Consider the following 23,312-nt stretch of genomic DNA (forward strand, 5'->3'; position numbering starts at 1 on the left):
CATGATCGAACTCGACCAACTGACCAAGACCTTCACCCTCAAGGACGGCAAGGAATTCCGCGCCGTCGACAAGGTCAGCCTGACCGTGGAGAAGGGCGAGATCTGCGTGTTCCTCGGCCCCTCCGGTTGCGGCAAGACCACCACGCTGAAGATGATCAACCGCATCATCCAGCCCACCTCCGGGCGCGTGCTGATCGATGGCCAGGACACCGCAGAACTGGACGAGGTGACCCTGCGCCGGCAGATCGGCTACGTTATCCAGCAGATCGGCCTGTTCCCCAACATGACCATCGAGGAAAACATCATGGTCGTGCCGCGCCTGCTCGGCTGGGACAAGCAGAAGTGCAAGGAGAAGGCGCGCGAGCTGATGGCCATGGTCAAGCTCGAACCCAAGCAGTACCTGTCGCGCTACCCGCGCGAGCTGTCCGGCGGCCAGCAGCAGCGCATCGGGGTGATCCGCGCGCTGGCGGCGGATGCGCCGCTGCTGCTGATGGACGAGCCCTTCGGCGCAGTGGACCCGATCAACCGCGAGTCGATCCAGAACGAGTTCTTCGAGCTGCAGCGCAAGCTGGGCATGACCGTGATCATGGTCAGCCACGACATCGACGAGGCGATCAAGCTGGGCGACAAGGTGGCGGTGTTCAAGAGCGGCCGCCTGCTCCAGTACGACCACCCGGACACCCTGCTGGCACACCCGGCGGACGAGTTCGTCAGCGCCTTCACCGGCCAGGACAGCACCTTGAAGCGCCTGCTGCTGGTGCGCGCGGAGGATGCCGCCGACAGCAGCATCGTCACCGCCAGCCCCGGGACCAGCGTCGCCGAGGCGGTGGAGAAGATGGAGGAAGACGATCGCCGCTACCTGGTGGTGGTCGATGCCAACGGCAAGGGCCTGGGCTACGTGCGCCGCAAGGACATGCGCCGCAAGGACGGCGTGTGCAGCGACTTCCTCAACGAGTTCCGCGTCACCGCCAGCCACGACGAGCACCTGCGCATCCTGCTGTCGCGCATGTACGAGTTCAACAGCTCGTGGCTGCCGGTGCTGGATGCCGAAGGGCAGTTCCTCGGCGAGGTGACGCAGGAGTCGATTGCCGATTACCTGAGCTCCGGGCGCTCGCGTGGGCGCAAGACCACTATCGTGTCGCCGGCGGAGGTGGCGCAGGCCTCCTGATTGAAAAGGGCGCCTGGCTTTTCCCGCCAACGCGGACTCCGCAGCGGACTGCTGCCCTCTCCCTAACCCTCTCCCTGAAGGGAGAGGGGACTGGATCGCAGCTAAGTGTCGGACCGTGGTTCGTCTGACGCTGATGCGTCAAGAGAGCGCAGCAGTTCCAGGCAACTCGGATACTCCCTCTCCCTTCAGGGAGAGGGCGGGGGAGAGGGGCGCCCAGCTCCGATTTTCCCCACTGCACCTCTCAAGAAAATCCCCCCCCGCACCACCCATCCCAATCCACTGAACTCCCCCCTCTGTCACCGGTCGTTAATCCAGTAGCACGATGATGCAGAAACCCGTCGAAAGCCCCGTTCTGTGCGGTATTCCGTGCATTTTGTTGAGTATCTGAAACAGTCAACCGGCAGTGCGACAAAGGGATGCGAAAAAGCGGCAATTCAGGGTTGAACTCAAGAACTTCAGGTCCTAAAGTTCGCGCCCGAACGTCCATGCTGGAAACGATCCATCCGGCTCAAGTACTGACGACGAGAGATAGCCGGTGCCTTTGCCCGGTATCGGTAATGCTCGGCGACATGCCTTGGGAAGTAGGCGAACCAAAGTGGGGAAACGGATTCGACGTTCAGCTTCACCCCTACGAATAACCTGTTCTGCCATTTGGAGTCCCAACCATGTCCATCAAGGTCGAGGATTACTTCGCCCCCGAAACCTTCCAGCGCATGAAGGCGTTTGCCGACAAGCAGGAAACCCCCTTCGTCGTCATCGACAAGCAGACCATCGCCGATGCCTACGACCAGCTGACCGGCTGCTTCCCCTTCGCCAAGATCTACTACGCGGTGAAGGCCAACCCGGCCACCGAGATCACCGAGCTGCTGCGCGACAAGGGTTCGAACTTCGACATCGCCTCCATCTACGAGCTGGACAAGGTGATGAAGGCCGGCGTGCGCGCCGAGCAGATCAGCTACGGCAACACCATCAAGAAAGCCCGCGACATCCGCTACTTCTACGAGAAGGGCGTGCGCCTGTTCGCCACCGACTCCGAAGCCGACCTGCGCAATATCGCCAAGGCCGCACCGGGCTCCAAGGTCTACGTGCGCATCCTCACCGAAGGCTCGACCTCGGCCGACTGGCCGCTGTCGCGCAAGTTCGGCTGCCAGTCCGACATGGCCATGGACCTGCTGGTGCTGGCCCGCGACCTGGGCCTGGTGCCCTATGGCGTGTCCTTCCACGTGGGTTCGCAGCAGCGTGACATCGGCGTGTGGGACGCGGCCATCGCCAAGGTGAAGGTCATCTTCGAGCGCCTGAAGGAAGAGGACGGCATCGAGCTGAAGCTGATCAACATGGGCGGCGGCTTCCCGGCCAACTACATCGCCAAGACCAACAGCCTGGAAACCTACGCGGAAGAGATCATCCGTTTCCTCAAGGAAGACTTCGGCGACGAGCTGCCGGAAATCATCCTCGAACCGGGCCGCTCGCTGATCGCCAACGCCGGCATCCTGGTCAGCGAAGTCGTGCTGGTGGCGCGCAAGTCGCGCACCGCGGTGGAGCGCTGGGTGTTCACCGACGTGGGCAAGTTCTCCGGCCTGATCGAAACCATGGACGAGTCCATCAAGTTCCCGATCCACGTGGAGAAGGCGGGCGAGCTGGAAGAAGTGGTGATCGCCGGCCCGACCTGCGACAGCGCAGACATCATGTACGAGCACTACAAGTACGGCCTGCCGCTGAACCTGGCCGCTGGCGACCGCCTGTACTGGCTGTCCACCGGCGCCTACACCACCAGCTACAGCGCGGTGGAATTCAACGGCTTCCCGCCGCTGAAGGCGTTCTACCTGTAAGGCTTCGTCCTTGCTGAAAAAGCCCCGCTGATGCGGGGCTTTTTCTTTTGCGTTGGTGCCCCTCGTAGGAGCGGACTCCGTCCGCGAAAGGTCCGCATCGCGCCTGAGACCATCGCGGACGGAGTCCGCTCCTACGAATAGTCATACCACGGCGTCTTGCCCAGCCCAGGCTCTGGTTTTTCAAGACTTCCAGCGAAACATCCGCACGCTCCGGAGTGCCCCTTTCAGGAGGCCGAAGGTGATCGGAGTTTCAGGGGTTGAGCGACATGGATGTCGCGAGAGCCGCGATGGGCCAGGGATGGCCCTTCGCGGCGGGCCCCTGAAACTCCGAGGAACCGAGGGTACTTTTCGCGAAGCGAAAAGCCGGATGGCAGGGGCGAGACCTTTGCCTCCTTTGGGGCGTTTGCCAAAGGAGGTCGCCCGAGGGGGCGAAACAGAGAGTCTGCGCGCACACCGAAGCGGCGCAGGAACACTGAAACTGAGGCAAGACATCGCGGACGAAGTCCGCTCCTACGCAACCGGATAAATCGGAGCCGGCCAGCGGGCGCCGGCCCTGTCGGCGGATCGCGGGCACGGCCTGGGCCGCCGCCCGTCCTGCAGGTTGAGCAGTGCGGGGCGGAAAGAAAAACGCCCCGCACAGCGGGGCGTTTTCATCACATCACGGCAAACTCAACCCTCATTGGGTTGCGGCTTTACCGGAGCCTGCGCCGTGGCCGGCGCCTTGGCCTGGGTGGCGATCTCCTGCGGCGCAGCCTTGTCCTGCGGCAGCTTGTCGAACTCGTGCAGACCGTCCTTCGCGTAGGGGTCGCCGATCCAGCGTGGGGCATCGGTGAACTGCGCGTTGACCACACTCCGGGTCGGATCGAAGTGGTCGTAGCTCAGGCCGGCGAGGTCCGACAGCGTGTGGATCAGGTGCGAACTGCTGTACGAGCGGTTGGCCAGCGCCTGCAGGTTGCGCGGGTGCTCGGCCTGCCAGCTCGGCGAGGTCCAGACCATGAAGGGGATGGTGTACATCGGCCGGGTCGGGTCCGTCTCGTTGCGGCCCAGGCGGTCGTGGTTGCCCGAGCTGTAGACCTCCTCGCCGTGGTCGGAGAGGTAGAGCATGAAGCCGTTGGCGTTGGACTCGGAGTAGCGCTTCATCAGGCTCGACACCACGAAGTCGTTGTAGCGCACTGCGTTGTCGTAGAAGTTGTAGGTCTCCACCTGGTCATCCGACAGTGCCGCCGGCACGCCCTGGCGGTCCTTGAAGTAGGCGAACTCGTCCGGGTAGCGGTAGCGGTAGTCCATGTGCGTGCCCAGCAGGTGGATCACGATGAACTTCTTCTGCGCCGGATCGCGCAGCGCCTTCTCGAACGGCGCCAGCACCACGCCGTCGTACTGGCTGGCGTTCTGGTTGCGCTGGTTGTTCAGGTACACCGGCTCGTCCGTCTGCTGGGAGAAGGTGGTGAGCATGGTGTTGCGCTTGGTCATCGTCTGCTGGTTGGTGATCCAGAAGGTCTTGTAGCCCGCCTGTTTCATCAGGTTGATCAGCGACGGATCGGTGAGGAACTTGTCCGGGTTCTGCTCATCGCCGAAGGTGAGGATCTGCTGCATCACCTCGATGGTGTAGGGGCGCGGCGCGACCACGTTGTTGAACACGGTCAGGTTCTCGCCGCCGGCCGCCAGGGCGTCGAGGTTGGGCGTGGTATCGCGGTTGTAGCCGTACAGGTGCATGTGCTGGCGGGTGGTGGATTCGCCCAGCACCAGCACCAGGGTGCGCGGCTCGTCGCCGCTGCTGTCCTTGAGGTTCTGCAGCGGCGGCAGGGAGGCGTTCTGCTGCAGCAGCTTCTGCATGTTGTCCAGCTGCTGGCGGTACTGGACGTAGCCGACCACCAGTTGCCAGGGAACCGCCGGCTCCATGCGCGATTGCACCTTTTCCAGTGCCTGGGCGAAGGTGCGCTCCTGGGTGACCATCTGCTTGTAGAAGGGGTAGAACAGGTTCAGCACGACCAGCAGCACGGCCAGCGGCACGCGGGCGTAGGCCGGCATGCTGATCGGGCGGATGCGCTTCCACAGCAGTACGGCGACCACGCTGTAGACCAGCAGGGCGAGGCACAGCCAGAGGCTGAAGTACTGGCTGAAGTACTCGCCGGCTTCGGCGGTGTTGGACTCGAACATCACGAAGATGACGCTCTGCGAGAACTCCTGCTTGTAGATGCCGAAGTAGCTCAGGCCCACCAGCGAGGCGCCCCACAGCACCAGGCCGATGAGTGCGGCGATGCCCCTGGTGAAGCGCGGCAGCAGCAGCGGCGGTGCGAGCCACAGGCTGCTGAGGAAGAAGGCGTCGCGGAAACCGGCGAAGCCGGTGGTGCCGCTGAACAGGATCAGCGCCTGGGTAACGCCGGAGAAGTACCAGAAGAACAGCAGGAGCCAGCCCAGGGCGGCCCAGTCCACGCCTTTGCGCGCTGCAGGAGAGTTGGTGTTCGACACTTGCGCCTCATTGTTGCCGGGCGGCCGCCGAAGGTTCCGGCAGCCAGGATGGCTGGCGAAGCTAGCAAAGCGTTGGTGAAAATTACGTCAAGGCGTGTCAGACGGCGCCCAGATGCTCGGCAAGTTGATGCAGGTCCGAGTCATCGCCCAGTTCGGCAGCCTTCTGGAAATAGGCCAGGGTCAGCTCTGAAAGGCTTGGTGGCATGGACGCGGCCAGTTGCTGGCGGGCGACCCGCAGGAAGTTCAGGTTGCCGCCCTGCAGCGCGCGCTCCAGCCAGATGCGCGCGGCTGGCAGGTCGCCGCGCTCGGCCAGCACCGAGGCGTGGCTGAACTGGCCGCGGAAATCCCCGGCCTCGGCTGACCGGCGGTACCACTGGTGCGCGCTTTCCAGGTTCTGCGGCGCCACCAGGCCTTCCTCGTGGAAGCGCCCGACCAGGTTCATCGACTTGGCGTGACCCAGCGCTGCCGCGCTCTGATACAGCTCTAGCGCGCGGGCATCGTCGCGTGCCACGCCACGGCCGGTGGAGAGCAGGTTGGCCAGGTTGTACATCGCCCAGTCGAGCTTCTGCCGGGCCGCCAGCTCGTACTGGCGGGCGGCGGCGGCTTCGTCCCTGGCGCAGCCCCAGCCGTGCTCCAGGCAACGCCCGAGCATGTTGCGCGCCATGGCGTGGCCACGGTCGGCGGCGAGGCTGAACCAGGTCACTGCCAGGGGCACGTCCTGCTCGATGCCGTGGCCGTCGAGGAGGATCTGCCCGAGCAGGGCCTGGGCTTCGAGGTCGCCCTCGCGGGCCCCGGCGAGGATCAGCCGGGCGGTCTGCCGCGGGTCGTCGGCCAACTGGCCGGTGAGGTCTTCGACGTTGATTTCTTCAGTGCGACGCAGGACGAAACTCATGGCAGGTCAGACGTCCACCCAGCGGCGCAGCAGGTTGTGGTAGGTGCCGGTCAGCTCGATCAGCGCCGGATGGTCCGGCACGTCACGGGTCAGCGCCTGGATCGACTGGTCCATCTGGAACAGCAGGGCGCGCTGGCTGTCCTCGCGTACCAGGCTCTGCGTCCAGAAGAACGAGGCGATGCGCGCGCCGCGGGTCACCGGGTTGACCTTGTGCAGGCTGGTGGCGGGGTAGAGCACCAGGTCGCCGGCCGGCAGCTTGACCTGCTGGGTGCCGTAGGTGTCCTGGATCACCAGTTCGCCGCCGTCGTAGTCGTCCGGGTCGCTGAAGAACAGCGTCGAGGACACGTCGGTACGAACCCGCTCGCGGCCGCCCTGGGTATCGCGCACGGCGTTGTCGATGTGGAAGTCGAAGGAGCCGCCACCGGTGTAGAGGTTGAACAGCGGCGGGAAGACCTTGCTCGGCAGCGCTGCCGACTGGAACAGCGGGTTGCTCCACAGGCGCTGCAGCATGGCTTCGCCGATCTCGCGGGCCAGCGGGTGGTCCTGCGGCAGTTGCAGGTTGTGCTTGGCGCGGGACGATTGGTAGCCGGCGGTGACCTTGCCGTCGGCCCATTCGGCCTGCTCCAGGGCAGCGCGGATGCGCGTCACCTCATCGCGGGTGAAGACGCCGGGAATGTGCAGCAGCATGGGGCGATTCCGTCAGAACTGGATAATTTGCCAATGATAATGATTTGCAACATATCGGTACACCGGCATACCCCTACTTCCGACAGGGAGAAAGTGTAAATGTTGTAAATCATATGCGTATAGGAATGTTTGCGAATTGATGCAGCTTCTCAATTGCAATAGATTGCGCGGCCTTCATGAGCCCCTGGGGAGGGAGTTTCGATGTCGCGTCAATCCACCGAGTTCGCCGGCAGCAAGCCGCGTCTGCTGGTTTCCGCCGTCGGCGTGGCGATCACCGCCATGTCCGGCACCCACCTGGCCCACGCCGCCGAGGCGTCGGACAAGAAGTCCGGCCAGGACGTGCTGTCCCTGGACGCCGACACCGTCGTCGGCCAGCAGCAGGACCCGACCACCTACAACGTCGAGAAGTCCGCGTCGAAGAAGTACACCGCGCCGCTGCTGGATACGCCGCGCTCGGTCACCGTGGTGCCGCAACAGGTGATCAAGGACACCGGCGCGCTGACCCTGCAGGACGCCCTGCGTACCGTGCCGGGCATCACTTTCGGCGCCGGTGAGGGTGGCAACCCGACGGGTGACCGTCCGTTCATCCGTGGCTTCGACGCGCAGAGCGACACCTATGTGGACGGCGTCCGCGACACCGGCGCGCAGTCCCGCGAGGTCTTCAACCTCGAGCAGATCGAAGTCAGCAAGGGCCCGAACTCGGCCTTCGGCGGCCGCGGCTCCGCCGGTGGCAGCCTGAACCTGATCAGCAAGCAGGCCAAGGCCGGCAACTTCACCGACGGCAGCTTCACCTACGGTTCCGACCAGACCCGTCGCTACACCCTGGACACCAACCAGGAGTTCCTCGACGGCAACGCCGCCTTCCGCCTCAACCTGATGACCCACGACCAGAACGTCGCCGGTCGCCAGGCGGTGGACGCCAGCCGCTGGGGCATCGCGCCGTCCGTGACCTTCGGCCTCAACGGCCCGACCCGCGTGACCGTCAGCCACTACCACCTGGAAAGCGACGACACCCCGGACTCGGGCATCCCGTACGCCAAGAGCGCCGACCGCAGCAAGCACAACCCCGACAAGCCGGTGAACGTCGACCGCGACAACTACTACGGCCTGGAGGATCGCGACTTCCAGAAGAGCCGCATCGACACCAGCACCATCACCTTCGAGCAGGACTTCAACGACAACCTGAGCCTGCGCAACACCACGCGCTACGGCACGGCGCACCAGGACTACATCTGGACCCAGCCCGACGACAGCCAGGGCAACATCAACAACGGCACGGTCTGGCGGCGCAACAACAACCGCATCAGCACCACCACCACCGCGACCAACCAGACCGACCTGTTCGGCGAGTTCTACCTGGGCGGCTTCAAGAACAGCTTCACCACCGGCCTGGAGTTCACCCGCGAAGACAGCAAGCGCGACGGCTACACGGTGAACACCAACACCGGTTCCAGCGCTGGCGCCAACAAGTGCCGCCCGGCCATCGTCGGCGCGCCCAGCGGCTACAACTGCACCAGCCTGGAAAACCCCAACCCGCACGATCCGTGGAACGGCAGCATCGTCCGCAACTACAAGCCGCTGAACACCGTCGCCACTACCAAGGCGATCTACGGCTTCGACACCATCGACCTGAACGAGCAGTGGCAGGTCAACCTCGGCGCGCGCTTCGACAGCTTCGAGACCACCGCGAAGAACCACGGCGTGAGCCCGACCACCAAGTTCGAGGACAGCTCCAGCTTCTGGAACTGGCAGGCCGGCGTGGTCTACAAGCCGGCGCCCAACGGCAGCATCTATGCGTCCTACGCCACTTCCGCAACGCCGCCGGGCTCGATGCTGGACAACGGTGATACCGGCAACGCCGTCGACACCTTCGCGGTGAAGAACAACCTGGAGCCGGAAGAAACCACCAACTACGAAATCGGCACCAAGTGGAACTTCCTCGACGAGCGCCTGGAGCTGACCGCAGCGATCTTCCGCACCGACAAGGACAACGCCCGCGTACTGGTCTCCAACCAGACCTACGACAACGCTGGCCAGTCCCGCGTCGACGGCATCGAGCTGTCCGCCAGCGGCAAGCTGACCGACAAGTGGAAGGTCTTCGCCGGCTACAGCTACCTCGACAGCGAGCTGGTCAAGGCGGGCAAGTCCGGTCGTAGCGGCACGGTGAACGCCGCCGCCGCCTCCAACGACGGCAACCGGATGCCCAACACCCCGGAAAACAGCTTCAGCCTGTGGACCACCTACGACGTACTGCCCAACGCCACCATCGGCGGCGGCACCTTCTACGTCGACAAGGTCTACGGCGACGTGGCCAACACCATGTATGTCCCGGACTACTGGCGCTACGACGCGATGGCCGCCTACAAGCTGAGCAAGAACGTCGACTTCCAGCTCAACGTGCAGAACGTCTTCGACAAGAAGTACTTCGACAAGGCCTATGCCGCGCACTACGCGTCGCAGGCGGCCGGCCGCACCGTGCTGCTGTCCACCAACTTCCACTTCTAAGGTCGCGCAACGCTGGTGACCCGCCCCGGCCGATGCTCCTTGGCCGGGGCTTTTCTATATCCGGGCCTTGGCTTGTCCGCCGCAGGTAAGGCCAGGGTAAAGATTGTTAAATCGGCTGCGCTTGCGAGCCATTCTCATTAAAATGCCCGCCCTGCGTGATGGGTGTCCGAAGGTGAAGCCGCGGTGTTGAAGAAAGTCCTGTTCCAGTTGCATTGGCTGTTCGGCATCAGCGCAGGTCTGGTGCTGGCGCTGATGGGCATCACCGGGGCGATGCTGTCGTTCCAGGATGAAATCCTGCGCGCCATCAACCCCGACAGTCTCGTCGTGGAAAAGCGTGCCGCCGCCGTGCTGCCGATGGACGAACTGATCCACCGGGTGGAGAGCGCCGAGCCGGGCAGGAAGGTCGCCTTCCTCTGGCTGAAGACCGAGGGCGTGGAGTCCGCGCGTATCTTCTTCACCCCGCCGCCGGGCCAGCGCCGTGGCGAATCGCGCTACGTCGACCCGTACACCGCACAGGCACTGCCCGCGCCGGTGGGCGAGGGCGCCTTCATGTTCATCATGCAGCTGCACCGCTTCCTCGCCGCCGGCGAAGTCGGGCAGCGGATCACTGCCGCCTGCACCCTGATCCTGATCTTCTTCTGCCTCTCCGGTCTGTACCTGCGCTGGCCGCGCCAGGCGCTGAACTGGCGTACCTGGCTGACCTTCGACTGGGCGAAGAAGGGCCGCGCCTTCAACTGGGACCTGCACGCCGTGGCCGGTACCTGGTGCCTGATGTTCTACCTGCTGGCCTCGCTGACCGGCCTGTACTGGTCCTACGAGTGGTACCGCAACGGCCTGTTCAAGCTGCTCGACGACGCCCCCGCCGGCCAGGCCAAGGGCGGCCAGCGTGGCGGCGGCAAGCGCGGCCCGGCGCCGGAAGGCCCGCCGCCGGTAGTGGACGCCAGCGCCATCTGGAACACCATCCAGCAGACCGGCGGCGCCGCCATGACCGCCTACAACCTGCGCCTGCCGCCGGTGAAGGGCCAGCCGGCCACCGTGTTCTACCTCCTCGATGACGCCGCCCACGAGCGCGCCTTCAACGAGATGACCATCGACCCGGCCACCGGCAAGCTGCTGGGCGATCGCCGCTACAACGACAGCAGCGCCGGCAAGCAACTGCTCACCAGCGTCTACGCCCTGCACGTGGGCAGCTACTTCGGCCTCACCGGGCGCATCCTGATGATGCTCGCCAGCCTCGCCATGCCGCTGTTCTTCATCACCGGCTGGCTGCTCTACCTCGACCGCCGACGCAAGAAACGCGCGGCGCTGGCCGCCCGTGGCGCACTGGATAACAGCGCAGGCGGCGCCGACTCCTGGCTGGTGGGCTACGCCAGCCAGAGCGGTTTCGCCGAGCAACTCGCCTGGCAGAGCGCCGGCCAGCTGCAGGCCGCCGGGTTGCCGGTGCGCGTCGAGCCGCTGGGCAAGCTCGACCGCGCGCAGCTGGAGCAGACCCGCAACGCGCTGTTCGTGGTCAGCACCTTCGGCGAAGGCGAAGCGCCGGACAGCGCCCGCGGCTTCGAGCGCCAGGTGCTAGGCCAGGCCCTGGGTCTCAATGACCTGCGTTTTGCCATGCTGTCCCTGGGCGACCGCCAGTACGAACACTTCTGCGGCTTCGCCCGGCGTCTGCAGGGTTGGCTGCAAGGGCAGGGCGCGCGCCCGCTGTTCGATGGCGTGGAAGTGGACAACGGCGACGCCGCCGCGCTGCACGACTGGCAGGTGCGCCTGGCCGAACTGTCCGGTGGCGCGCCGCAGGTGGCGTTCACCGCGCCGGCCTTCGAGGTCTGGACGCTGAGCGGCCGCGAGCACCTCAACCCAGGCAGCCAGGGCGAATCCACGTGGCTGCTGCGCCTGAGCGCACCGAGCGATTCGCAGATCGACTGGGCTGCCGGCGATCTGGTGGAAATCATCCCGCGCCAACCGGACGTCCTCGTCGCCCGCTGGCTCGAACGGCTTGGCCTGGATGGCGCCGCGAAGGTGCAGGTGGATGGCCTGGCCATGCCGCTCAAGGACGCCCTGGCCGGCTGCCTGCTGCCGGGCAACCTCGAACACCTGGTCGGCCAGCATGGCCAGGCGGTCTACGACGCGCTGATCAAGCTCTCGGTGCGCCAGTACTCCATCGCCTCGCTGCGCAGCGAAGGCGCCCTGGAGCTGATCGTCCGCCAGGAGCAGCACGCCGACGGCTCGCTGGGCATCTGCTCCGGCTGGCTGACCGAGTACTTGCCAGTGGATGGCAACCTGCTGCTGCGCCTGCGCCGCAACCGCAGCTTCCACCTGAGTGAGGAGGATCGCCCGCTGATCCTGATCGGCAACGGCACCGGCATCGCCGGCCTGCGCGCGCTGTTGCAGGCGAGCGTCGCCGAGGGCCGTTCGCGCAACTGGCTGCTGTTCGGTGAGCGCAACATCGCCCACGATTTCTACTGCCGCGAGGAGCTGGAAGGCATGCTCGCGCGTGGTGAACTGCAGCGTCTGGACGTCGCCTTCTCCCGCGATCAGGCCGAGAAAATCTATGTGCAGGACCGCCTGCGCGCCAGCGGTGAAGTGCTCGCCCAGTGGCTCGACGACGGCGCCGTGATTTACGTCTGCGGCAGCCTGCAGGGCATGGCCGAAGGCGTCGACCGCGCCCTGCGCGAGATGCTCGGCGATGCCGCGGTCGAGGCGCTGCTGGAGAGCGGGCGCTATCGCCGCGACGTTTATTGATCCGACGCTGGGTGTAGCCAATCGCGGACGGAGTCCGCTCCTACGAATACCGGTTGGCACAAGGTGTAACCCGGCGTAGGAGCGGACTCCGTCCGCGATGTCTTCCCCCGGCACACCAACAAAAAGGCCCCCGCCAATGCGGAGGCCTTCTTGATTTCAGGACCTGGCTCAGATCCAGTTTCGTAGGGCGCATAACGCGCCAGCGTAATCCGCCGATGGGCAGCCGGCGGATAACCTGTTCCAGGTTATTCGCCCTACGCAGGGCTCCTCCAATGGCGCGAACAAAAAGGCCCCCGCGAATGCGGAGGCCTTTTGCTAGGAGGGCGCTTAAACCCTGCGCCTCATATCCACAGGAAGACCGCCAGCACCGCCGCGAAGAACCCCCACTTCTGCAGGTAGTACAGCTTGCGGTTGCGCTTCTTCAGCGCCTTGCCCTGCAGGCGGATCTTGTACAGCGAAGCGAAGGCGCGGTTGATGCCGCCGGTCTTGTCGCCCGCGTCGTTGGGCGAGGCGGCTGCGGCCATCACGTTGCGGCTGAACCAGCGGTTGAAGGCCGTCACCCAGCGGTACTTCAGTGGCCGCTCGATATCGCAGAAAAGGATCACCCGGTCATGGTCCGTGGTGTTTTCCGCGTAGTGGATATAGGTCTCGTCGAACACCACCGCCTCGCCGTCGCGCCAGTGGTAGCGCTCGCCGTCCACCTCGATGAAGCAGCCCGGATCATTGGGCGTCAGCAGCCCCAGGTGATAGCGCAGCGAACCGGCGTAGGGGTCGCGGTGGCGCACCAGCCGCGAGCCCGGTGGCAGCTCGGCGAACATCGCCGCCTTCACCGACGGAATCTGCCGCAGCAGTTCGGTGGTCTTCGGGCACAGGGCGTCGGCGGACGGGTGGCTGTCGTCGTACCACTTCAGGTAGAAACGCTTCCAGCCGGTCTTGAAGAAGGAGTTGAAGCCCACGTCGTTGAGCTGGTCGGAGCGCTTGATGCTGCCGGCGTCGCGCAGGTGCAGGGCTTCGCTGCGGATGGTTTCCCAGTTCTGGGTCAGCAGGCTCATGTCGGGGAACTGCTCGGTCGCCAGGTACGGGCGGCTGGGTACCCTGGAGAACAGGTACATCAGGCAGTTGATCGGCGCCAGGAAGCTGGAGTGGTCGCTCAGCTGGCGGGTGAATTTGTGGCGCACCTGCCCACGCAGGTGGACATAAACGATGCTCAGGCCGAAGGCGGCCAGAATGGCGGCTTTGATCATTCGGGGAAACTTTCAGCGGGTATAGACCGGCGATAGTACGCCTTCTGAACGTGACTGAGTATTCTCCGAAGGCCATAGGTGATTGTCTGATTTACCATGTGGGAATGATGGGAGGAAGACGAGAACGATGACCGAGCATACGACGCGAATCCTGCTCAACTGCGACATGGGCGAAAGCTTCGGCGCCTGGCGCATGGGCGACGACCTTCACGCCATGCCGCTGATCGACCAGGCCAACCTCGCCTGTGGCTACCACGCCGGCGACCCGCTGACCATGCAGCGGACCGTGCAGCTGGCGGTGGAGCAGGGCGTCAGCATCGGCGCGCACCCGGCCTACCCGGACCTTGCCGGATTCGGCCGCCGGCACCTGAGCTGCTCGCCCGAGGAAGTCCACGCCCTGGTGCTCTACCAGATCGGCGCGCTGGATGCGTTCTGCCGCGCCGCTGGCACCCAGGTGGCCTACGTGAAGCCCCACGGCGCGCTGTACAACGACCTGGTGCGCGATGACGCGCTGCTCGCGGCGGTGCTCGACGCCTGCGCCGCCTACCGCAAGCGCCTGCCGCTGATGGTGCTGGCCCTGGCCGACAACCGCCGCGAGCTGCAACTGGCCGACGTGGCCGACGTGCCGCTGATGTTCGAAGCCTTCGCCGACCGCGCCTACCTGCCCGATGGCCAGCTCGCCCCACGCCGTCTGCCCAACGCCGTACATCACGAGCCACAGCACATCCTCGACCAGGCCCTGGCCATCGCCCGTGGCGAGCCGTTCCCGGACATCGACGGCAACCCGTTGCGCCTGCGCGCCGACAGCCTCTGTGTACATGGCGACAACCCCGAGTCCCTGGCGGTGCTGCGGCGCCTGCGTGGCCTGCTGGACCAGGCATGATCCGCGTCGAAGCCTTCGGCGCCACGGCGCTGCTGATCACCCTGGCCGAGCAGCCTGGCGACGCGCTGCCACTGCGTATCGCCCGCCTGGCCGAGCGACTTCGTCACGAGCTCGGCCCAGTGCTGACCGATTGCGTGCCGGGCTGGACCACGCTGTTGCTGCACTACGACCTGCTACGCATCGATCTCCCACAGCTGCATAGCCGCGTGCAGGCGGCCCTGGCGGAGTGGCCCGGCGATCTGGACGGCGAGGTCAGCGGGCGCCTGCATGAAATCGCCGTGTGGTACGCCGGCGAGGACCTCGCGGAAGTCGCCCGTCTCTGCGGGATCAGCCCAGCCCAGGTGATCGACCTGCACGCCGGCCGCGACTACCGTGTCGGCGCCATCGGTTTTTCCCCTGGCTTCGCCTACCTCGGCGAGCTGGACCAGCGCCTCTCCCTGCCGCGCCGGGCGACGCCGCGCACACTGGTGCCCGCCGGCAGCCTGGCGATCGCTGAGCGGCAGACGGCGGTTTATCCACAGGCCTCGCCCGGTGGCTGGCACCTGCTCGGGCGCACCGCACAGATCCTGTTCGATCCGCATCGCGAGCCGCCTTGCCCTCTGGCGGTGGGCGACAGGGTGCGCTTCGTGCCCATCGACGAGGCGGCTTATCGCTCCGCTGGGGGCCGGTCATGAGCCTCAAAGTCATCGCCTGCGGCCCGCTGTGCCTGCTGCAGGATGGCGGTCGGCAGGGCTGGCAGCACCTGGGCGTGTCGCCCGGTGGGCCCGTGGACAAACCGGCGGCGGCCTGGGCCAATCGCCTGGTCGGCAACCTCCATGGCGAGTCCTTGCTGGAGATCACCCTGGGCGGTGTGGAGCTGGAGGCGCAGGCGGATACCTGGCTGGCGCTGACCGGCGCCGAGCTACCGGCAACCCTGGACGGCGAGACGCTGCCGGACTGGTCGCGCTTTCGCATACGGACGGGGCAACGCCTGAAACTGGGCTTTGCCCGCGCCGGGCTGCGGGCTTATCTCGCCGTCGCCGGAGGTTTCCAGGCGCAGCCGGTCCTGGGCAGCGTCGCGACCCAGGCGCGGGAAAAGCTCGGCGGTCTGGCCGGCAATGGCCAGCCGCTGGCGGCGGGCGATCTGCTGGAGTGCGCGGCCCTGGCCGAACGCTTCACTCGCGGTGCCAGCGTGCCCTGGCCTTATCGAGCGGATTACCGCGAGCCGCCGACCTTGCGAGTGCTGCCCGGCGCGGATGTTTTCAGCGACGAACAGCGTCAGAGCTTTTTCGCCCAAGATTGGCCGGTCAGCCCGCAGTCCGACCGCATGGGCGTGCGACTGCGCGGCGAGGCGCTGATTGCGCCTCGCCGGCAATGGTCGTTGGGGATAGTGGAAGGTGCCATCCAGGTGCCGCCGGACGGCCAGCCGATCGTCCTGCTGGCCGACCGCCAGAGCATGGGCGGCTACCCGTTGCTGGGCGTGCTGCACCCGCTGGACATCGGCCGCCTGGCGCAATGCCCGGCGCACAGCGTAGTGCGCTTTGCCCCGGCCAGCGTGGAACAGGCGCAGGCGGACCTGCGCGCGTTCCTGCGCTTCTTCTGCGGCTGAAATCAGCCTTCGAAGCGCTCGCCGCGAAACACCCGGCGCGGATTACCGCGCTCCAGCTGGTGATGCACCAGCCGGCGTTCGGCGCGCAGCTCGCTACTGGCCTGCTCCGCGCGTTCCTCCAGCTTGCGGGAGATCAGCAGCAGCGCCAGGCGCTTGTTGGCGTGCTGGCTGCGTTCGCTCTGCACCTTCACGCTCAGGCCGCTGGCAACGTGGGTGGCACGCACCGCCGAGTCGGTGGTGTTGACGTGCTGCCCGCCTGGACCGGAGGAGCGCAGTGTTTCGAAGCGCACTTCACCTTCGAGGCTGGCCGGCGGCGCACTGAACCGCGCGCCGCCGAAGTACCAGTTCTTGCGTCCGTGGCTGGGCCGGTAAGGGCTGGCGCAGACCCATTGCAGGGTGCCACTCCAGTCCTCGGCCAGCTCGGCCGCTCGGTTGCCTTGCAGCGCCAGCAGCACCGAGAGCAGGGTGCCCCGGCGTGGGCCGGCTTCCTCCTCTATCACTTGGACCTCGGTGCCGCTGGCCTCGGCCTCGCGCAGCAGGCGCTGCAGGGCCTTGGCCACGGCCAGCGCGCATTCGTCCGGCCCCTGGGCCGCGGAGAGTTGCAACAGGATCATCAGCAGCACTCCCCGCGGGTCTTGTAGGTCAGCACCGGCTTGAGCCGCGCCAGTACCCGCAGCAGCCCCGCTTCACGCAGCGCGCCGACCACCGAGTCGATGGCCTTGTAGGCTTCCGGCGCCTCCTCGTAGATCAACCCGCGATCACCGCAGATCACCCGGCTGCCCAGCGCCGTGCGGGCCAGTTGCTCGACGCGGTAGCGCGCCGAGAGTCGGTCCTTGCACTCGCTGCGCATCCACTTGCGACCCGCGCCGTGGGCCAGGGAAAACAGGCTGCGCGGATCGGCCACCGGCTCCACCAGGTAGCTGTAGTCGCCGCGCGAACCGGGGATGACCATCACCCCGCGATCCGCCGGCGTCGCGCCCTTGCGGTGCAGCCAGCCGTCGACGCCTTCGACCTGCGCCGGGCTGACCAGGTTGTGGTTCACGTCCAGCACCTGGGCGCCATCCGCCCGCAGGCGGTCGAGCATGCGCAGGGCGATCAGCTGGCGGTTGGCTTCGGCGAAGCGCAGCGCACCGTCGTGGCGGGCCAGGTAGTGCGCGCACTCTCCAGTGCCGGCTTCCAGGCCCTGATGGCTGAAGCGGTCCACCTGTTCGCGCAGGATGGCTTCACCCAGGCCGCGGGAGCCGCTGTGCACCAGCAGGAGCAGGTGCCGGCGATCGAGGCCGAGGGCTGCCACGGCGGCTTCGTCGTAGAGCTGGTCGAGTTGCTGCAGCTCGGCGAAGTGGTTGCCGCCGCCGATGGTGCCCAGCGAATGCTCGTGGCCGCAGGGTGGCAGGTTGAAGCTGGCGATGCGCTCGCTCCAGTCGTCGTCCAGCGGACCGTCGAGGTTGCCCAGGCGCTTTTCCAGCTTGTCCAGGTTCAGCTTGGCGGTGGCGATATCGGTACGCCACAGCGCCATGCCGCAGCCGATGTCGTTGCCCACCAGCGCCGGGTACAGGCGGCCAGTGGAGAAGAACGCCGCGCCGATCGGGTAGCCGCGGCCGGGGTGCAGGTCCGGCATGCCGGCAACTCGCTGCATGCCCGGCAGGCGGGCGGTGGTTTCTAATTGCTGGATCGCTTTACCTTCGATCCAGGTGTCGTCCGCGGCGATCAGGGTGATGCCGTCGGACAGATTTTGGATGCAATTGCCCATTGTCCAATCCCATGAGGAATGAAACGAAAAAAGAGGATGGGGGCAGGCCGGAGCCGGGCAATGCGATGCCGCCGGAGGGGCGGCGGGGAAGCGATTACGCCAGACGCGACCTGCAAAGGGTGATCAGTGCTTGCATGATGTCTCTCCTTTGCTGTCGGTGGATGGGAAGGTGGCGAATGATAGGCGCGCGGCGGCTTGCGCGCAATCTCCGTTACTTCGGCAGGTGCTGCAGCGGCAGCGGTGCCGACTCCTTTACCGTCTGGATGGCGAAGTTGCTGCGGATGTCGCTGACGCCTGGAAGCTTGAGCAGGGTGCCGGTGAGGAACTGCTCGTAGGCGCGCAGGTCGGGCAGTACCACCTGCAGGAGGAAGTCCGACTCGCCGCTGACCAGGTGCACCGAGATGACCTCGGGCAGGTCGATCACTGCCTGGCGGAAGGCGGCGGCGCTGCTGTCGCTGTGGCGCTCGACCTTCACCCCGACGAACACGGTCAGCCCCAGGCCGACTTCGTCGCGGCCCAGTTCGGCGTGGTAGCCACGGATCATTCCGGCTTCTTCGAGGATGCGCACCCGGCGCAGACAAGGGGAGGGAGACAGGCCGATTTCCTCGGCGAGCTGCACGTTGGTCAGGCGGCCGTCGCGCTGCAGGGCGGCGAGGATGCGGTGATCGTAGGCGTCCAGTTTCGGGATTGGCATGAATGCTCACTGACATTGTTTTGTATTGGCAGGGTATGCCAATTGATAGCGTCACGCTGGTTGAATACGCAAGTACCTGCCTTGGCCTTCAGGCATAGAATCCTTATCCGCAATCACTGCTTCGGAGCTGCAATTGTGGATATCGGCGTGTTCCTGCTGGCCCTGGCGATGGTCTACCTGCTGCCGGGGCCGGACATGATTCTCCTGTTGCACACCGGCGCCCGTGACGGCTGCCGCGCGGCCCTGGCGACCGCCCTCGGGCTGGGCGTGGCGCGGGGCTGCCATGTGATCCTGGCCGCGACCGGGCTGGCGCTGCTGTTCCGCACCGCGCCGTGGACCTTCGACGCCGTGCGTATCGGCGGTGGTCTCTACCTGGCGTGGATCGGCCTGCAGCTATTGCGCGCGCCGCTGGGCTTGCCCGTCGCGACCGGCGCGGCCGGGTTATCCACCGTCAGTTACCGGCGTGCCTTTCGCCGCGGCCTGCTGACCAACCTGCTCAATCCCAAGGCGCTGCTGTTCTGCTCGGTGCTGCTGCCGCAGTTCATCCAGCCGCAGAACGGCCCGCTGGCGCTGCAGTTCGCCTTGCTGGGCGGCGTGCTGGTGGTGGTCGGGCTGGGATTCGACAGCTTCTACGCGGCCAGCGGTGAGCGCATGGGGCGCTGGCTGGCACGGCATCGAACGATGCAGCGCGTTCAGCAGTGGGGCTTCGGCGGCATCCTGCTGGGCTTCGGCGTGCGCCTGGCGCTGCTCCGCGACCTGTAGGAGGGCGACCTGCGCTCCTGCAGGTCTACTCCGTCGCCTTTCTGAGCGTAGGAAAAGCTCCAGCGGCCGCCGATCGCTACCGTAGGGCGCATAACGCCTACGGCGTTATCCGCAGTCGTGGCGGATAACCCGTTCCGGGTTATGCGCCCTACAAAAAGCTTAGGGGGCGTAGGAGCGGACTCCGTCCGCGATGTGCATCAGGCCCGCTCAGAACTGCCGGCAATCTATCGCGGACAGAGTCCGCTCCTACGGGGGCCGGATGTGACCGTGCAAGGCCGCAGACGTGGATTGTTTGTCAGAGGTCTTCGGGCTGGATCTTCCACAACCGCGCCACCGAGGGCTTCTGCGGATTGCGCGCGACCACCAGCAGGCCCAGTTCCTGGCCGCGCAGTTCGCGCAGCAGCTGCGCGCCCTTGCAGGACTTCAGATTCTCGGCGAGGTGCCCCAGGGCAATGGCGGCGGCTGCCGGATGCGTGGCCACCGGCACGTAGCTGCCGTCGTCCATGTCCAGCACCACGTGCTTTTCGCCTGGGTCAGGCGTGGGAATGTGCAGGCTGGCCTTTAGCAGATAGGCCATGGCCTCGTCGCGCTGGGCGGCGGACAACTGCCCCGGCGGCAGCGCGCGCTCCAGCGGGAAAAAATCGTCCACAGGTTCGGCTTTTGGTCTGGCTGGCGCGGGTGGTGCAGGCGGCGCTGGCGGAATCGGCGCTTTGGCCCGGGCTGGCTCGGCAGCTGGCTTTGGTACGGGCGCAGGCGTCTCGAAATCCAGCTCTTCCTGGTCGAGGCCGTTCCAGTCGATTTCGTCGAGATCGAGTTCTCCCCGGGCTTTCTTCCTGGTTGCCGGTTTCTTCTGCGACTTCACCGACGCGCGCACGTCCATCCGCCGCTGACGCTTCCACTTGTGCAGCTGGACGTTGGCGACGATGGCGGTGATCAGGATGAGCAGAAGGAAGAATGGCAGCATGCAGACAGTGACCTTGTGGATAACGGCCACGGCGATGCAGGCGTGGCGGGGTGCCACCCTGGCGGGACTGTCGGGACTAGTCCATAGGACTGTTCTCGTTGCGTTGTCGGACGCAGTTGGTTCCGAAAGAGGGGCCGGCGTATGACCGGCCCGTTTCGCATCAGTTCAGGAACTGCTCCGCATGGTGGCAGGCCACCTGGCGTTCATCGAGCAGGCGCAGCTCCGGCACTTCGCTCCTGCAGCGCTCGGTGGCGTACGGGCAACGCTTGTGGAAGGCGCAGCCGCTGGGCGGGTTGAGCGGGTTGGGCAGTTCGCCCTGGATCTTGATCTTGGGCTTGTCCGGATCGGGGTGGATCGCCGGGGTCGCCGACAGCAGCGCCTGGGTGTAGGGGTGCAGCGGGCGCTCGTAGAGCTTGTCCGCCGGGCCCATCTCGGCGGGGCGGCCGAGGTACATCACCAGCACGTCGTCGGCGACGTGGCGGACCACGGCGAGGTTGTGCGAGATGAACACGTAGGCGGTGCCGAACTCCTGCTGCAGGTCCATGAAAAGGTTGAGCACCTGGGCCTGGATCGACACGTCCAGCGCCGAAGTCGGTTCGTCCGCCACCAGCACCTTGGGCCGCAGCATCATGGCGCGGGCCAGGGCGATGCGCTGGCGCTGGCCGCCGGAGAACATGTGCGGGTAGCGCTGGTAGTGCTCGGGGCGCAGGCCGACCTGCTTCATCATCGCCTGCACGCGCTCGCGGCGTTCGGCGCGGGACAGGCTGGTGTTGATGACCAGCGGCTCGGCCAGCTGGTCGCCGATCTTCTGCCGAGGATTGAGCGAGGCGTAGGGGTTCTGGAAGACCATCTGCACGTCGCGGCGCAGCTGCTTGCGGGTGTCGTGGTCGGCGCCCTTCACCTCGTGGCCGGCGATCTGCAGCGAGCCGGAGGTGGGCTCCTCGATCAGCGTCAGCGCGCGGGCGAGGGTGGACTTGCCGCAACCGGATTCGCCGACCACGGCCAGGGTCTTGCCGGCCTGCAGGTCGAAGGACACGCCGTTGAGCGCGCGCACCAGGGCGTGGGGCTTGAACAGGCCCTGGGAGATTTCGTAGTGACGGGTCAGGTCGCGGGCGGTCAGAACGGCGTTCATCGGGCCACCTCGGTGTTCAGGTTGAGCGGGTAGAAGCAGCGCACGGCGCCGCGCTCGTGGGCTTCCAGGGCCGGGCGCACGCTGCGGCAGTTGTCCTGCACGTAGGGGCAGCGTGGCGACAGCAGGCAGCCCTGCGGGCGGTCGTACTTGCCGGGGACGATGCCGGGCAGGGTGGCCAGGCGCTCCTCGCCGGCACTGTGCTCGGGGATCGCCTTGAGCAGCGCCTCGGTGTACGGGTGAGTCGGCAGGTCGAACAGCGCCGGTACTTCACCGATCTCCACTGCCTGCCCCGCGTACATCACGCAGACGCGCTGGGCGGTCTCGGCGACCACGGCGAGGTCGTGGGTGATCAGGATCAGCGCCATGCCCTGGTCGCGCTGCAGGTTCAGCAGCAGCTCCATGATCTGCGCCTGGATGGTCACGTCCAGCGCGGTGGTGGGTTCGTCGGCGATCAGCAGCTTGGGTTCGCCGGCAATCGCCATGGCGATCGCCACGCGCTGGCTCATGCCGCCGGACAGCTGGTGCGGGTAGGCGTCCAGGCGCTGGGCGGCGCCGGGGATTTCCACCCGTTCGAGCAGTTCCAGGGCGCGCTGGCGCAGCGCCTTGCCGCGCAGGCCGAGGTGCAGCTTGAGCACTTCCTCGATCTGGTAGCCGACGGTGAAGCTGGGGTTGAGGGCGGTCATCGGGTCCTGGAAGACCATGGCGATGTCCTTGCCGACGATGCGCCGCCGCTCGCGGCCCTTCAGGCGCAGCATGTCGGTGCCGTCGAACTGCATGGTGTCGGCGGTGATGATGCCGGGGGCGTCGATCAGGCCCATCAGGGCCATCATGGTCACCGATTTGCCGGAGCCGGATTCGCCGACGATGGCCAGGACTTCGCCCTTGTCCACCGAGAGGTCGAGGCCATCCACGACGGGGATGGCGTTGCGGTCGCCGAAGCGCACCGAGAGATTGCGCAGGTCGAGGAGGCTCATACGGCGGTCTCCATCTTTTTGTAGGAGCGAGCTTGCTCGCGAACAGGAGACGCGGGGGATTGCAGGTTCGCGAGCAAGCTCGCTCCTACAGTCAGTGCGAAGGTCATCATGGGGGCCTTCCTCACGCCGCATTCTTCAGCTTCGGGTCCAGCGCGTCGCGCAGGCCGTCGCCCATCAGGTTGATTGCCAGCACGCTGAGCAGGATGGTCAGGCCGGGCAGCGAGACGACCCACCAGGCGCGTTCGATGTAGTCGCGCGCGGAGGCCAGCATGGTGCCCCACTCGGGCGTCGGCGGTTGCACGCCGAGGCCGAGGAAGCCCAGGGCGGCGGCGTCGAGGATCGCCGAGGAGAAGCTCAGGGTGGCCTGCACGATCAGCGGCGCCATGCAGTTGGGCAGCACGGTGACGAACATCAGGCGCAGGGTGCCGGCGCCGGCCAGGCGCGAGGCGGTGACGTAGTCGCGGTTCAACTCGCCCATCACCGCGGCGCGGGTCAGGCGCACGTAGGCCGGCAGCGAGACGATGGCGATGGCGATCACGGTGTTGATCAGGCCCGGGCCGAGGATGGCGACGATGGCTACCGCCAGCAGCAGCGAGGGCAGCGCCAGCATGATGTCCATCAGGCGCATGATCACCGGGCCCAGGCGGGTCGGCGAGAAGCCGGCGAGCAGGCCGAGGAAGATGCCGGGGATCATCGAGATCAGCACCGAGGTCAGGCCGATCATCAGCGACAGCCGCGCGCCGTGCATCAGGCGCGAGAGCAGGTCGCGGCCCAGCTCGTCGGTGCCCAGCAGGAACTGCGAATTGCCGCCTTCGAGCCACAGCGGCGGGGTGAGCAGGAAGTCGCGGAACTGCTCGCTCGGGTCATGGGGCGCGACCCAGGGGGCGAACAGCGCGCAGAACACGATGACCAGCATGAACAGCAGGCCGCCCACCGCGCCCTTGTTGCGCGAGAAGGCCTGCCAGAATTCCTTCAGCGGGGACGGGTAGACCAGGCTCGGGTCGCTGGCGGGAGCTTTGCTTGCAGCACTCATTG

At 66.3% G+C, this 23,312-nt stretch carries 19 protein-coding genes; 8 read left to right on the forward strand and 11 right to left on the reverse strand.

Features of this window, described 5'->3' with window-relative positions; genetic code table 11:
- Position 1: 1 nt before the first annotated feature.
- Together HNP46_RS11360 and HNP46_RS11365 are read left to right on the forward strand one after the other, a co-directional pair.
- The gene (locus HNP46_RS11360) at positions 2 to 1,168 is read left to right on the forward strand and encodes a betaine/proline/choline family ABC transporter ATP-binding protein (protein ID WP_184588870.1); all 1,167 of its coding nucleotides are present in this window, start codon (positions 2 to 4) and stop codon (positions 1,166 to 1,168) included.
- Positions 1,169 to 1,833: 665 nt separating this feature from the next.
- A complete protein-coding gene (locus tag HNP46_RS11365) occupies positions 1,834 to 2,997 on the forward strand; it encodes a type III PLP-dependent enzyme (protein ID WP_184588872.1) in 1,164 nt (387 codons plus the stop codon).
- A 669-nt stretch (positions 2,998 to 3,666) separates the two neighbouring features.
- Here the strand turns inward: HNP46_RS11365 and HNP46_RS11370 are convergent.
- The 3 genes from HNP46_RS11370 to HNP46_RS11380 all read right to left on the reverse strand — a co-directional run bounded on the left by HNP46_RS11370 (position 3,667) and on the right by HNP46_RS11380 (position 7,045).
- Positions 3,667 to 5,466 carry a phosphoethanolamine transferase CptA gene (locus HNP46_RS11370; protein ID WP_184588875.1) on the reverse strand — a complete coding sequence of 600 codons (1,800 nt, stop codon included), beginning with the start codon at positions 5,464 to 5,466 and terminating at the stop codon, positions 3,667 to 3,669.
- Positions 5,467 to 5,563: 97 nt separating this feature from the next.
- A complete protein-coding gene (locus HNP46_RS11375; protein ID WP_184588877.1) occupies positions 5,564 to 6,358 on the reverse strand; it encodes a tetratricopeptide repeat protein in 795 nt (264 codons plus the stop codon).
- Positions 6,359 to 6,364: 6 nt separating this feature from the next.
- Positions 6,365 to 7,045, reverse strand: coding sequence for a Fe2+-dependent dioxygenase (locus tag HNP46_RS11380; RefSeq protein WP_184588879.1), 681 nt, complete (start codon positions 7,043 to 7,045; stop codon positions 6,365 to 6,367).
- A gap of 201 nt (positions 7,046 to 7,246) precedes the next feature.
- Here HNP46_RS11380 and HNP46_RS11385 point away from each other — a divergent pair, with 201 nt between their 5' ends.
- Positions 7,247 to 9,550 carry a TonB-dependent receptor gene (locus HNP46_RS11385; RefSeq protein ID WP_184588881.1) on the forward strand — a complete coding sequence of 768 codons (2,304 nt, stop codon included), beginning with the start codon at positions 7,247 to 7,249 and terminating at the stop codon, positions 9,548 to 9,550.
- 186 nt (positions 9,551 to 9,736) lie between these two features.
- Positions 9,737 to 12,286: a sulfite reductase flavoprotein subunit alpha gene (locus tag HNP46_RS11390; RefSeq protein ID WP_221454936.1), complete on the forward strand. Its 2,550-nt coding sequence runs from the start codon at positions 9,737 to 9,739 to the stop codon at positions 12,284 to 12,286.
- Positions 12,287 to 12,627: 341 nt separating this feature from the next.
- Here the strand turns inward: HNP46_RS11390 and lpxO are convergent, their stop codons facing one another.
- A complete protein-coding gene (gene lpxO, locus HNP46_RS11395) occupies positions 12,628 to 13,527 on the reverse strand; it encodes a lipid A hydroxylase LpxO (RefSeq protein ID WP_184589165.1) in 900 nt (299 codons plus the stop codon).
- Positions 13,528 to 13,657: 130 nt separating this feature from the next.
- Between lpxO and HNP46_RS11400 the strand changes: the two genes are divergently transcribed.
- From HNP46_RS11400 to HNP46_RS11410, 3 genes are read left to right on the forward strand one after another with little or no spacing between them, the layout of a single operon-like run.
- The gene (locus tag HNP46_RS11400) at positions 13,658 to 14,413 is read left to right on the forward strand and encodes a 5-oxoprolinase subunit PxpA (RefSeq protein ID WP_184588886.1); all 756 of its coding nucleotides are present in this window, start codon (positions 13,658 to 13,660) and stop codon (positions 14,411 to 14,413) included.
- The gene (gene pxpB / locus HNP46_RS11405) at positions 14,410 to 15,087 is read left to right on the forward strand and encodes a 5-oxoprolinase subunit PxpB (RefSeq protein WP_184588888.1); all 678 of its coding nucleotides are present in this window, start codon (positions 14,410 to 14,412) and stop codon (positions 15,085 to 15,087) included. Before HNP46_RS11400 ends, pxpB begins: the two co-directional genes overlap by 4 nt.
- A complete protein-coding gene (locus tag HNP46_RS11410) occupies positions 15,084 to 16,001 on the forward strand; it encodes a biotin-dependent carboxyltransferase family protein (protein WP_184588890.1) in 918 nt (305 codons plus the stop codon). Before pxpB ends, HNP46_RS11410 begins: the two co-directional genes overlap by 4 nt.
- A gap of 2 nt (positions 16,002 to 16,003) precedes the next feature.
- On the opposite strand, the gene prfH is transcribed toward HNP46_RS11410, so the two are convergent.
- The 3 genes from prfH to HNP46_RS11425 all read right to left on the reverse strand — a co-directional run bounded on the left by prfH (position 16,004) and on the right by HNP46_RS11425 (position 18,445).
- Positions 16,004 to 16,615 carry a peptide chain release factor H gene (gene prfH, locus HNP46_RS11415; RefSeq protein WP_184588892.1) on the reverse strand — a complete coding sequence of 204 codons (612 nt, stop codon included), beginning with the start codon at positions 16,613 to 16,615 and terminating at the stop codon, positions 16,004 to 16,006.
- On the reverse strand, positions 16,615 to 17,751 hold the full coding sequence (locus HNP46_RS11420) for an RNA ligase RtcB family protein (RefSeq protein ID WP_184588894.1): 1,137 nt from the start codon (positions 17,749 to 17,751) through the stop codon (positions 16,615 to 16,617). The genes prfH and HNP46_RS11420 overlap by 1 nt, the downstream gene beginning before the upstream one ends.
- A 211-nt stretch (positions 17,752 to 17,962) precedes the next feature.
- Positions 17,963 to 18,445, reverse strand: a complete 483-nt coding sequence (locus HNP46_RS11425; RefSeq protein ID WP_184588896.1) for an Lrp/AsnC family transcriptional regulator — start codon at positions 18,443 to 18,445, stop codon at positions 17,963 to 17,965.
- A gap of 135 nt (positions 18,446 to 18,580) precedes the next feature.
- Between HNP46_RS11425 and HNP46_RS11430 the strand changes: the two genes are divergently transcribed.
- Positions 18,581 to 19,207 (forward strand): LysE family translocator, encoded by a 627-nt coding sequence (locus tag HNP46_RS11430; RefSeq protein ID WP_184588898.1) that lies wholly within the window; start codon positions 18,581 to 18,583, stop codon positions 19,205 to 19,207.
- 295 nt (positions 19,208 to 19,502) lie between these two features.
- Here HNP46_RS11430 and HNP46_RS11435 read toward each other — a convergent pair whose 3' ends face one another.
- The 4 genes from HNP46_RS11435 to HNP46_RS11450 form a co-directional block, all read right to left on the reverse strand.
- Positions 19,503 to 20,171: a hypothetical protein gene (locus HNP46_RS11435; RefSeq protein ID WP_184588900.1), complete on the reverse strand. Its 669-nt coding sequence runs from the start codon at positions 20,169 to 20,171 to the stop codon at positions 19,503 to 19,505.
- A gap of 160 nt (positions 20,172 to 20,331) precedes the next feature.
- A complete protein-coding gene (locus tag HNP46_RS11440) occupies positions 20,332 to 21,303 on the reverse strand; it encodes a peptide ABC transporter ATP-binding protein (RefSeq protein ID WP_184588902.1) in 972 nt (323 codons plus the stop codon).
- A complete protein-coding gene (locus tag HNP46_RS11445) occupies positions 21,300 to 22,277 on the reverse strand; it encodes an ABC transporter ATP-binding protein (RefSeq protein WP_184588904.1) in 978 nt (325 codons plus the stop codon). The genes HNP46_RS11440 and HNP46_RS11445 overlap by 4 nt, the downstream gene beginning before the upstream one ends.
- A gap of 121 nt (positions 22,278 to 22,398) precedes the next feature.
- Entirely contained in the window at positions 22,399 to 23,310 is a 912-nt protein-coding gene (locus HNP46_RS11450) for an ABC transporter permease subunit (protein WP_184588907.1), read from the reverse strand.
- Between the last annotated feature and the right edge of the window lie 2 nt (positions 23,311 to 23,312).

The sequence above is a fragment of the Pseudomonas nitroreducens genome, assembly GCF_014204515.1.
Lineage (GTDB): Bacteria > Pseudomonadota > Gammaproteobacteria > Pseudomonadales > Pseudomonadaceae > Pseudomonas > Pseudomonas nitritireducens_A.

Bases quoted from the DNA above. Each gene is read 5' to 3' on its own strand.
- HNP46_RS11425 (WP_184588896.1), bottom strand. From the start codon at position 18,445: ATGCCAATCCCGAAACTGGACGCCTACGATCACCGCATCCTCGCCGCC.
- HNP46_RS11410 (WP_184588890.1), top strand. From the start codon at position 15,084: ATGAGCCTCAAAGTCATCGCCTGCGGCCCGCTGTGCCTGCTGCAGGAT.
- prfH (WP_184588892.1), bottom strand. From the start codon at position 16,615: ATGATCCTGTTGCAACTCTCCGCGGCCCAGGGGCCGGACGAATGCGCG.
- HNP46_RS11440 (WP_184588902.1), bottom strand. From the start codon at position 21,303: ATGAACGCCGTTCTGACCGCCCGCGACCTGACCCGTCACTACGAAATC.
- pxpB (WP_184588888.1), top strand. From the start codon at position 14,410: ATGATCCGCGTCGAAGCCTTCGGCGCCACGGCGCTGCTGATCACCCTG.
- HNP46_RS11380 (WP_184588879.1), bottom strand. From the start codon at position 7,045: ATGCTGCTGCACATTCCCGGCGTCTTCACCCGCGATGAGGTGACGCGC.
- HNP46_RS11360 (WP_184588870.1), top strand. From the start codon at position 2: ATGATCGAACTCGACCAACTGACCAAGACCTTCACCCTCAAGGACGGC.
- HNP46_RS11385 (WP_184588881.1), top strand. From the start codon at position 7,247: ATGTCGCGTCAATCCACCGAGTTCGCCGGCAGCAAGCCGCGTCTGCTG.
- HNP46_RS11450 (WP_184588907.1), bottom strand. From the start codon at position 23,310: ATGAGTGCTGCAAGCAAAGCTCCCGCCAGCGACCCGAGCCTGGTCTAC.
- HNP46_RS11445 (WP_184588904.1), bottom strand. From the start codon at position 22,277: ATGAGCCTCCTCGACCTGCGCAATCTCTCGGTGCGCTTCGGCGACCGC.
- HNP46_RS11435 (WP_184588900.1), bottom strand. From the start codon at position 20,171: ATGCTGCCATTCTTCCTTCTGCTCATCCTGATCACCGCCATCGTCGCC.
- HNP46_RS11400 (WP_184588886.1), top strand. From the start codon at position 13,658: ATGACCGAGCATACGACGCGAATCCTGCTCAACTGCGACATGGGCGAA.
- HNP46_RS11375 (WP_184588877.1), bottom strand. From the start codon at position 6,358: ATGAGTTTCGTCCTGCGTCGCACTGAAGAAATCAACGTCGAAGACCTC.
- HNP46_RS11365 (WP_184588872.1), top strand. From the start codon at position 1,834: ATGTCCATCAAGGTCGAGGATTACTTCGCCCCCGAAACCTTCCAGCGC.
- HNP46_RS11420 (WP_184588894.1), bottom strand. From the start codon at position 17,751: ATGGGCAATTGCATCCAAAATCTGTCCGACGGCATCACCCTGATCGCC.